Below are 9,578 nucleotides of genomic sequence, written 5' to 3'. Positions count from 1 at the left end.
TTGGCGACGAGCTCCTTGTCGTCGTAGAGCTTGCCGAGCACCGGTGCGAGCGAACCCTGCGTGGCGAAGAACTTCTGGGTCTCTTCCGTGGTGAGGAACTTCAGGAAGTCCACTGCGGTGGCCTTGTTCTTGGAATAGACGCTTACTCCGACGTTGTGGCCGCCCAGCGAGGATGCACCGGGACCATCTGTGCCGGGGAGGGCGGTCATGCCGAGCTTGTCCGCGACCTTGGAGGAGCCTTCGGTGGTGGCCAGGTTGTAGAGGTAGGGCCAGTTGCGCAGGAACAGCAGCTTGCCGTCCTGGAAGGCCTGGCGTCCCTGTTCCTCCTGAAAGGTGATGGCTTCCGCGGGGATGTTGCCATCGGCGTAGGCCTTGGCGAGGTTCTCAAGGCCGGTCTTGGCCTCGGGGGTGTTCAGGCTCGGCTTGCCGTCTTTGTCCAGCACGGAACCGCCGGCGGAGTTGATGGCCTCGGACGCGTTGACCGTGAGCCCTTCGTACTTGCTGAACTGGCCCGCATAGCAGCCAATGTTGTTGGCCTTGGCGATGGAGCACATGCTCATCATCTCGTCCCAGGTCTTGGGCGGGGTGGGCACGAGGTCCTTGCGGTAGTACAGAATGCCGCCGTCGGAAGACTCCGGTGCCGCGTAGAGGGTACCTTTGTAGGAGGCACCCTCCACCGTTGATGGCAACATCCCGGCGGCGTCGATTGCCATCTTGTCCTTGAGCGGCTGCAGCCAGCCCTTGGCCGCAAACTCTGCCGTCCAGACCAGGTCCACGGCCATTACGTCGTAGCCTGCGTTCTTGGCCTGGAAGTTCTGCACCAGGTCATCGTGCTGCTGGTCGGCCTGGTCCGTCTGCTCCTTGAACGTGACCTTCTCATTCGGGTGCGCCGCGTTCCACTTATCGATCAGCGGACGGACCACGTTGTTGTTGTCCTTGCCCTGAACGTAGGTGATGGGGCCGCGCCCGTCCAGGCCCTGGGAGGCGGCGTCGCCCCCACCGGCTGTAGTGCCGCTGCTTGTGGTTCCGCCGCAGGCGGACAAAGCCAGCGCACCTGCCATCATCAGTGCCGCCGTGGCGGTCAGCTTTGCTTTCATGATTACTCCTTTGTAAATGAACCCGGGCGGGGACGCCGGCGGGTCGGTAGTGGTGAAAGGTCAGATAATCCAGGCAGTGGTGTCCGCCGGGAGGCTTCCGCCAGCCAATGGGCTGCTGGTTGCGACGACGGTGCCGGCTGGCAGCTCGACGGGCTCGTTGCCGAAGTTCGTTACCGACTGCCAGCCGTTTGGCCGAATGAAGTGCAGCACTGAATCATTGGATTGGTTGAGCCATTTGAGTTGTTCTTCGGTCTGAAGGCTGCCGCGCAGTCGAAGTGCCTCACGGTAGAGCGAAAGCGTGGATTCGGGGTTGTTTTGCTGGGCGGCCACGGCGTAGGCGCTGAACCATTCCGGCTGCGGCAGGTGTGCTGCGGCGTCGCCGAATCCGAAGGCGATACCTTCGGGTGTCCAAGGCAGCGGGACACGGCAGCCGTCTCGGCCGATGTCAACGCCCCGATTGCGGAAGAATGCGGGGTCCTGGCGGTCGGCATCTGGTATTTCGACTACCTCATGCAGCCCCAGTTCCTCGCCCTGGTACAGGTAGGCAGATCCGGGCAATGCGAGCATCAGCAGCGATGCGGCCCGGGCTCTGCGGATGCCCAGTTCCCGGTTTAGGGCAGGCTCTTTACCGCCGGACAACAGCCACGCCTGGGAGGGGGTGTTGCGCCCGGGTCCCATGGGCAGGCCGTAGCGGGTCGCGTGGCGGACCACGTCGTGGTTGGAAAACACCCATGTGGAGGACGCGCCGGTGATCTCGGATTCGGTCAGGTTGCGGGTGATGATCTCCCCGAACTGTCCGGCATCAAAGGCTGCCTGCAGGAGGTCGAAGTTGAACGCCTGTCCCAGGCCCTCGGGGCTGGCATAGCGGCCGCGTCGGTCGGCATGCACCCAGGCTTCGGCGACCGCCGTGCGCGGCGGGGTGTACTCGTTGAACAGGGCCCGCCATTCTGCATAGATCTCGTGGACCTCGTCCCGATCCCAGAACGGGTGCGTACCGTCCACCGTCTCGTTCTCCGCCGCCAGATCGGCCTTGGCCGGCAACGGCTCACTCAGATCCTTAGACAGTGCGTGGGCCACGTCGATGCGGAAACCGTCAACGCCGCGGTCGGCCCAAAAGCGGAGGGTCGTGAGGAAGTCCTCGCGCACCTCCGGGTTGTCCCAGTTAAAGTCCGGCTGCTCCTTGGCGAACAGATGCATGTACCACTGACCGGGAGTGCCATCCGGTTCGGTAATGCGTTCCCAGGCCGGGCCGCCGAAAAGGGATTCCCAGTCCGAGGGCGGCAACTCGCCCTCCGTGCCCTTGCCCTCAAGGAAGATGTAGCGGTCCCGGGCGGCGGAGCCCCTGGATGCGGCGAGGGCCTCCTTGAACCACTCATGCCGGTCAGAGGAGTGGTTGGGCACGATGTCCACGATCAGCTTGATGCCCGCGGCGTGGAGCGCAACGGTCATCTCATCGAAGTCAGCCACGCTGCCCAGCCTGGGGTCCACGTCGCGGTAATCGTCCACATCGTAGCCGCCGTCTGCGAGAGCCGACGGGTAGAAGGGGCTCAGCCAAACGGCGTCAATCCCTAGTGACTTCAAATACGGGACCTTGGCCGTGACGCCTTTGAGGTCGCCCAGGCCGTCACCGTTGGAATCAGAGAAGCTCCGCGGATAGATCTGGTACACGGCGGCCTGGCGCCACCAGTCTGCACCCAACACTTCATCGACGTCGGCATGCATGGTTGAGGTTTTGGTACTCAAGAGTGGGTTTTCCTGTTCTGCCGGGCATCATTGCCGGTCCGACTGGCTGGGATTATATCGACGCTTCGTCGATGCGGTTCATGAGCTGTGATCTACGTCTCTGCGCAAACGTTTGAGTTAAAGATAGACGCTTCGATCCGAAGGCGTCAAGCGTAAAAGCTTCGATCCCCGGTCTTCTGGCCTGCATGGCTCAACTGAACGCGCCGGTTTCGGCGCAAATTACGCAAACGTATGCGTTCAATCCGCTACTATTGAAGAATGGCCAATGGGGATCGACATTCAGTGAACATGGTGGACGTAGCCAGGGAGGCGGGCGTCTCGGTGAGCGCGGTCTCGCGCGCCCTGGCCGGGGGCAAAGGCGTGTCCGAACGCACCCGCCTCAAGATCCAGCAACTGTCCGAACAACTCGGCTACGTCGTCTCACCCGAAGCCTCGAAACTCGCCGGCGGGCGAACCGGACGCGTTGGGCTTATCACTCCGACCATCAACGAGTGGTTCTATTCGGCTGTCATCGCCGGCGTAGCGGCAGAACTCACGGCCGCCGGTATCGATGTGCTCCTCTACCCTCTCGATAGCTCCGATGAGCGGCGCCGGTTCTTCGAGGAACTCCCGGCCCGGCGAAAAGTCGATGCCGTCATCAATATTGCCTTCCCCATCACCGAGGAGGAGTGGGAGCGTCTTGACGCGATGGGGGTTCACGCGGTTGTGGCGGGAACCATTACGCCCGGGCGTCCTTCGGTCGGGATCGATGAGGAGTTGGCGGCGCGAGATGCCGTCAATCATCTGCTGGGGCTGGGACATCGGCGGATCGCGATGATCAGCGCCGTTGACCCGGAAGGCAACCACTACTCGGCCGACGTTGGCCGCGAGCGGGGATACCGGAGTGCACTTGCGGCGGCAGGTATTGACGCTGATGTGGAACTGGTGGTTCCCGTTCCATGGGGTATCGAGGGCGGTGCCCAAGGAATGGATAAAATTCTGACCTTGTCACGGCTGCCCACGGCGATATTCGCTTTCTCCGACGAAGTTGCCTACGGCGCTCTCCAAAGCCTGCGGCGATCGGGCCTTCGCGTCCCCCAGGATATGTCAATCATCGGGATCGACGACCACCCGATGGCAGAAACGATGGACCTCACAACCGTCCATCAAACACCGTTTGAGCAAGGCGTACTCGCCGGCCGTCTCTCGCTAAGCCTGATCAAGGGGGAGTCACCCGACCAGCAAATCGTCTGCCCGGCAAACCTGGTTGTTCGACGCTCAACTTGCCCCCCTTCTGCTATTGAGATGGCTTTGCCGGCTTAGCTTGCCGAACTGCCCGATTCGGCCGCCCGCCGGCGCCAGCCGAATTCTCAGGGGTAAACGGGGTAAGAATTAGCGCCGGCGGTGAAAATCGCCGCCCATGTAGGTGGTCAGACCGCATTCACGGGCAGCCCGCCGGGGCCAGAGCCTGAGCGTGGCCGTCGCGGAGGCTTCGAATGCTCCTGCGCGGGACTGGCCATGTCAGGAATGGGGTCGGTGGGTCATATTCGCCCGGCCCGACGCACCCACCCGTGTCTGACGAGGATGCCCAAGAACCCGCCTGAACAGCAACGGCGACACCACAGACCCGGACCTCTGGGCCGAGAACACATTAACCTGACCGGCAGCGGACGGATGGGCCCCTGATTGACAGGGTGCAGTGAAGAAAGCCGTCCCACTTGGGCTCGTACCAGGAGCCGCCGGGAGCACGCCGGGCCGGGGACTCGGTTCACGGGCTGGGCCATGCTCACGGAAGGCACGCGAAGGTCCGCCGGCCGGAGCTCCGACATGGCGGGCCGGGGAGATCAGTAGGGGCTCGAGAAGACCGGGGCCTGGGCCGCGCCCCGAGTGTCAGTGTCGCGCACCGCTGTCGCCGTCACGGCATCGGGGTCCGAGAAGACCACACGATGGGTTTGAGCGGTCGCGGTTTCGTCTGTCGCGTGAAAGGCCGGCGCTTCGGTGGTCGTCGTCATAGCCATCATTTGTACGGCATGACCGGCCGAAGGTGCCAGTCGACGCGCCTGTCCGCGTGCCGCTGAGCTTCTACGTCCGCGGCATGAGGGTGAAGAACGACTTCGGATCGTCGGAGCCGAGAAGGTCGCGGTGGAAGGAGATGGCATCGACCGGGAAGGAGTTCACGAACAGGACGGCCACTGATGCGGAATGCACGATGGTGTACCGGGTCACTGATTCGAGCCATGACATCAGTCCGGTGTAGTCCTCAACGAGGAGTCCGTCGCCCAGGAGGCCGCGTTTCGCGAGTAACTCCTCGACTGCGTGCCACTCCCAATCCATGAGCTCATTGATCGCTGCTTCCACTGTTGGAGTGCTCATATCTCGATGGTGGCACCGGCTATCGACAATGAGAGGAACTTGCGCCGCGCGTGTCGTCATGCCGGCCGATCCATGCCTCAGCCCTGCTGCCTTTTGGTCCTTCGGCGGTCTTCCCGGGACGACCCGACGGGCCACTGGTGCGACCACATTGATTGCTGGGATGTCGTCCAGACCGGCTTTGTCTAGGCGGATTGCCCGCCGGTGGGATTCGATGCGGATCTCGGCGATCTTGGAAAAAATTGTAAGGCGTCGCTGCGGTGGGCCCGCTGGTTGCCCCCAGCAGCCAGACGTAAACGGATCCTAATGTTCAGCCAGTCAACAATGCCGGTCCAACGTTTCCTGCGTCCCCATGGGGCGAATCTAGGCGCCTTTGCCATCAATGGACACGAAATCACGCATCTTGGCTGCATACGGCTGCGGTGAAGGAGGTTGCTTGTGACAGGCATTTGTGGGCTGGCGTGGTCGCTGTGCGGAGTTGTCGCTAGCTTCGTAGGCGCGGCCTGTGCCAGCGCTTCTGCGTTCCTGATCGGTCTCGGCGCCAGGAAATCGTACGTAGACATCATTCGTGAACGGTGCCACGATGGCCGAATACAGGGCCTGGCGCGCCGCGCCGGCGCAGAAGCGAGGCTGGAGGAACCAATGTCGGGGTCCGATCTTGATCGTGTGGTTGAGCAGTACCACCGAGCGCTCGATGCGTTCGTCAGGGGAGACCCGGAGCTGCAGAAGAAGCTGTTTTCGAGGCGGGACGACGTCTCACTGGCCAATCCGCTCGGCCTGCCGGCTCGGGGCTGGAGTGCAGTTGAGCAGACGATGGAGCGGGCGGTTTCTCAACTGAGGGAGGGCGAGCCCATCAACTTCGAGCGAATCTCGGGGTACGTCGGGACGGAACTCGCATACACTGTCGAAATTGAACGTGCCCGGGCCAAGGTTGGCGGATCCGATGAAGTATCCCCGATTTCTCTTCGCGTGACGACGATTTTCCGCCTGGAGGACGGACAGTGGAAAGTTCTCCATCGTCACGCAGATCCGATCACTTCCCCGCGGCCAATCGAGTCCATCGTCCAGGTTTAGGTCCGGGATCCGTGCCGCACCGGACAGGTCCGGTCGGCGTCCCGCCACTCGTGTTCCACGTCTAAGGAACTGGGACGGATCCGCTCTGCTGCGTCCGCGGCCCGGAGGGAATCATCGTCATGGTCGCAGAGCGGATCAGGCGAACCTCCGGTCGGCCGCCGCCCGATTCGAATGACGCTGCGGTAGCAATGTTGCTACTCCAGCCGGCCGAGGTTGAAAAGCAGAGAAGCTACTGTGGTCCGCCGTGAATTCGTGAAGTCGCTGCTGGCGAAGAAGCAGCCGCCCAAGGGCTGGCAGCACTTCACCGTCCACGCCATCACCCATCACCCCGAAACGGCCAGCGGGTACGAGGGAACCGTCGCCGCCGAGATGGCCGGAGCCAAGACGGGGGGGAGAACCCGGACCCGGATGGCCCACGACCCCGGAATACGGGACTACGTCACCAAACGCACCCAAGAAGACCGCAGCTACCGCGAAATCCGCAGATCCCTCAAGCGCTACATCGCCCGAACGCTTCACCGCCAGCTCAACGCCCTTTACGCCACCGCGGAACCGGCCCGATCCCAGGTTGCCGGGGCAGACCCTTACCCGGAATAGGAGCACCGGTTGAGCATGCCGGGCTTCGGTTTGATTACGGTTCAGGTGGTGTCCGGTAAAGGATCGTCAACCGGACAGGTTTCAGGCCCGGATTCTTGAGCGTTTACAGTTTGAGAGTGAATTTCCACGCATTCAAACGCTTCATCGATCTTGCTTCTGCTCCTGCTGATGCACAGCCTGTCATCCAGGTTGAAGAACAGAACAGCGACTACGAATCTGGGGTTGCACGCATCGGGAAGGAGCAGTGGCGAATCCGCACCGCCCGGATCACACCGACGAAGCCGGGCGCCTTCGTCGCGGTCTGGAAGCGCGACGAAGGCGGATCGACCAGGCCCTTCACGGCTGACGAGTCGATGTCTGGACTGCTCGTCTTCGCAGAGGAGCAGGAACGGTTCGGGGTCTTCCAATTCACCACGGCGCACCTGATCTCGCTCGGATGCGTCAGCTCCGAGCTGCATCCTGGCAAGCGCGGTTTCCGCGTCTATCCCGCATGGTGCACCGACCTGAATCCTCAAGCGTCACGCACTCAGCGTGCGCAGGGGGCTGCGTTCTCCGAGCTTCCTCCGAGTAACGCGTCGCGGACCGTAACTGAAAACGATCGTGCCCTTCAACGGCGCCCGTAAGCCGGTGGTTCAGCGGACGCCTTGGTGACCGCAGGGATTCTTCACCGGGCAGGGGTTCGGCTCAGTAGAGTGGAACGCTTGAGTCTTGAATGGGAACAAGTAATTGTCGATTCGGCACGACCGGCCGAGCTTGGACTTTGGTGGGCCAAAGCTTTGGGTTGGGTCGTGACTTTGGAAGCTGACGATGAGTTCGAAATTCGTTCTGCACCGGACCGGTTGCCAGGGTTGGTCTTCGTGCCGGTGGCAGATTCGAAGATAACAAAGAATCGTCTTCACCTCGATTTTCGGCCGGACGATCCAGCGGCCGAGGTCGAGCGGATGGTCGCTCTGGGTGCCCGCAGGGTCGATGTTGGTCAAGGCGAGCGGCCGTGGACTGTACTTGGAGGATCCAGAAGGCAACGAGTTCTGCGTTCTGGGAGCCCGAAAGAAGGCCAGTACCGACAGTTGAAAGTTCGGACAGACCACGGGGGCGCCCGTCAGCGGATCCCTTGGCGGGCACTTGGTCGTGGACAGCCAGCGGATGTCCCGAAGTACGAACATCGACCGCGCGTAGGCGCCTAACGGCATCTCGTGGAGTATAGGCTACATGCCATGATGACCAACGAGCGCCTCAAGCCACTGCTCGAGCAGTACGACTGGGCGACGGAACGACTTCTCACTCGCCTCGCCGGGCCGACCAGCAACTCGGGTGATGACAGCGACGTCGACGTACCGGTACTGACGGACGCCGAGTACCTCTGGGAACCGGTCGACGCGTGCTGGTCTGTACGGAGGCGCGCCGATGGGCCCGGACCGGGCGCCATCAAGCTCATCGGCGCGGGTGAGTGGGGGCGAGACGGCGCCCCCGAAAGTCCGTGGCCTCCGCCCCTCACGACGATCGCCTGGCGGCTTGACCACATCTCCGAAACACTGTTGGGCCGATCCAACCACCTCGGGGGCGACCGAACGTTCGATCGAGCGACGTACGAATCACGACCAGATGCAGCCGGCGCTATCGAGAGGTTCCGTCAGGCCGCAGCCGACTGGCGCCGGGTACTACTCAGTGTCGATGAGTCCGACTATGACCGGACCGGGCTAAGCAGCTACCCATACGGCAGCGATGCCGAGGAGACGTTTCCGTCGATCGTGTGGTGGGAGAACCAGGAGATCCTGCACCACGGAGCCGAGATCGCGCTGCTCCGCGACCTCTACGTTCACCACGCTCAGTAGCGACGAGCGCGCACCGCGGACAGCTCAGCTGGCGGAGTCTCTACGAAGTCGGCAATTCCATGAATGTGTCCCGCGTCATAGAGAATTTAAAACGTCATCTCGTGCACGAGATGATAAAGAGGATTACGTCCGCATCGGTGCATAGTGCCCGCAAGCCGGTCGATCACCGTGCCCAGGATACGTGCCGCACGTCCCTTGCAGTTACTGGCCTAGGCCATGTACGTAAGACCCGCACGATCAAATGCACGGTGACGGGGGGGCGGATTCGAGCAGTCGACGCAACAGTGGGCCTATTTTGGTCTCTTTCTACACTCTGACCTTCAGCCTGTCGAGAATCTGGACGGGCCCGCCAATCCGCTCATCTGTCGCGATGGTTCCTGTTGCTTCTTTCAAGGCGATACAACTGAACCAGCGTGATGACTGCGACGCCGAACATCAGCCAAGTCATCATCGGGATAAAGCTCGGTTGAATGAATCCCACGATCGCTAGTGCAAAGATCAGACCGAGCCCTGACGTCACGGTAACTACTTTGGAATTCTTCACGATGATCCTCATGTTGTTCGGCCGATGGCAGGTGGTGACACGAAACCGCTGTCTTTAGGAGCAATGATCCCCTGCCGTTGACGATCTTTCGTATAGTCGCCCGGTACGCAGACGTTCGGGTCGGGAAATGACGCAAGCCTTTAGATTTTCCGTTTCTCTGCTCGGAAGCTTGCGGCCGGGGTGAGGTAGCCGAGGCTTTTGCGTGGCCTGGTGTTCAGTTCGGCGCAGACCTGTTTGACGTGGTCCTCTGAATGGACGGAGAGATCGGTGCCTTTTGGGAAGTATTGGCGCGCGAGTCCATTAAAGTTTTCATTCGCGCCGCGTTGCCAGGGGCTGGATCGT

Annotated in this window: 9 protein-coding genes and 2 pseudogenes; 6 read left to right on the top strand and 5 right to left on the bottom strand. The window is 61.9% G+C overall.

All coding sequences use genetic code 11. The features are described from left to right. Positions 1-1,097, bottom strand: a 1,097-nt coding sequence (locus Y706_RS0101815) for an ABC transporter substrate-binding protein (protein ID WP_043434163.1), incomplete at its 3' end; no start/stop codon positions are given. A 60-nt stretch (positions 1,098-1,157) separates the two neighbouring features. After that, positions 1,158-2,819: a glycoside hydrolase family 13 protein gene (locus tag Y706_RS0101810; RefSeq protein ID WP_028275246.1), complete on the bottom strand. Its 1,662-nt coding sequence runs from the start codon at positions 2,817-2,819 to the stop codon at positions 1,158-1,160. Between the two features lie 279 nt (positions 2,820-3,098). Here Y706_RS0101810 and Y706_RS0101805 point away from each other — a divergent pair, with 279 nt between their 5' ends. Next, positions 3,099-4,142, top strand: a complete 1,044-nt coding sequence (locus tag Y706_RS0101805; protein WP_028275245.1) for a LacI family DNA-binding transcriptional regulator — start codon at positions 3,099-3,101, stop codon at positions 4,140-4,142. Positions 4,143-4,901: 759 nt separating this feature from the next. Here Y706_RS0101805 and Y706_RS0101795 read toward each other — a convergent pair. Continuing rightward, the gene (locus Y706_RS0101795; RefSeq protein WP_028275244.1) at positions 4,902-5,192 is read right to left on the bottom strand and encodes a hypothetical protein; all 291 of its coding nucleotides are present in this window, start codon (positions 5,190-5,192) and stop codon (positions 4,902-4,904) included. Positions 5,193-5,855: 663 nt separating this feature from the next. Between Y706_RS0101795 and Y706_RS0101790 the strand changes: the two genes are divergently transcribed. The 5 genes and pseudogenes from Y706_RS0101790 (at position 5,856) to Y706_RS0101775 (ending at position 8,692) form a co-directional block, all read left to right on the top strand. After that, the gene (locus Y706_RS0101790) at positions 5,856-6,263 is read left to right on the top strand and encodes a YybH family protein (RefSeq protein ID WP_216699090.1); all 408 of its coding nucleotides are present in this window, start codon (positions 5,856-5,858) and stop codon (positions 6,261-6,263) included. 213 nt (positions 6,264-6,476) lie between these two features. Continuing rightward, positions 6,477-6,860: pseudogene (locus tag Y706_RS29925) on the top strand (hypothetical protein); the annotation flags it as partial. 116 nt (positions 6,861-6,976) lie between these two features. After that, on the top strand, positions 6,977-7,483 hold the full coding sequence (locus Y706_RS23030) for a MepB family protein (protein WP_052354976.1): 507 nt from the start codon (positions 6,977-6,979) through the stop codon (positions 7,481-7,483). Positions 7,484-7,507: 24 nt separating this feature from the next. Beyond that, positions 7,508-8,044 (top strand): VOC family protein, encoded by a 537-nt coding sequence (locus Y706_RS29055; RefSeq protein WP_343213014.1) that lies wholly within the window; start codon positions 7,508-7,510, stop codon positions 8,042-8,044. A 30-nt stretch (positions 8,045-8,074) separates the two neighbouring features. Further along, entirely contained in the window at positions 8,075-8,692 is a 618-nt protein-coding gene (locus Y706_RS0101775) for a DinB family protein (protein WP_028275241.1), read from the top strand. Positions 8,693-9,050: 358 nt separating this feature from the next. On the opposite strand, the gene Y706_RS0101770 is transcribed toward Y706_RS0101775, so the two are convergent. Beyond that, positions 9,051-9,236 (bottom strand): hypothetical protein, encoded by a 186-nt coding sequence (locus Y706_RS0101770; protein WP_156945036.1) that lies wholly within the window; start codon positions 9,234-9,236, stop codon positions 9,051-9,053. A gap of 140 nt (positions 9,237-9,376) precedes the next feature. Further along, positions 9,377-9,578, bottom strand: a pseudogene (locus Y706_RS0101765) (IS30 family transposase); the annotation flags it as partial.

Source organism: Arthrobacter sp. I3, assembly GCF_000520575.1.
Lineage (GTDB): Bacteria > Actinomycetota > Actinomycetes > Actinomycetales > Micrococcaceae > Arthrobacter > Arthrobacter humicola_A.
Note: the sequence above shows the minus strand (reverse complement) of the source record. Positions and strands in the feature narration are given on the sequence as shown.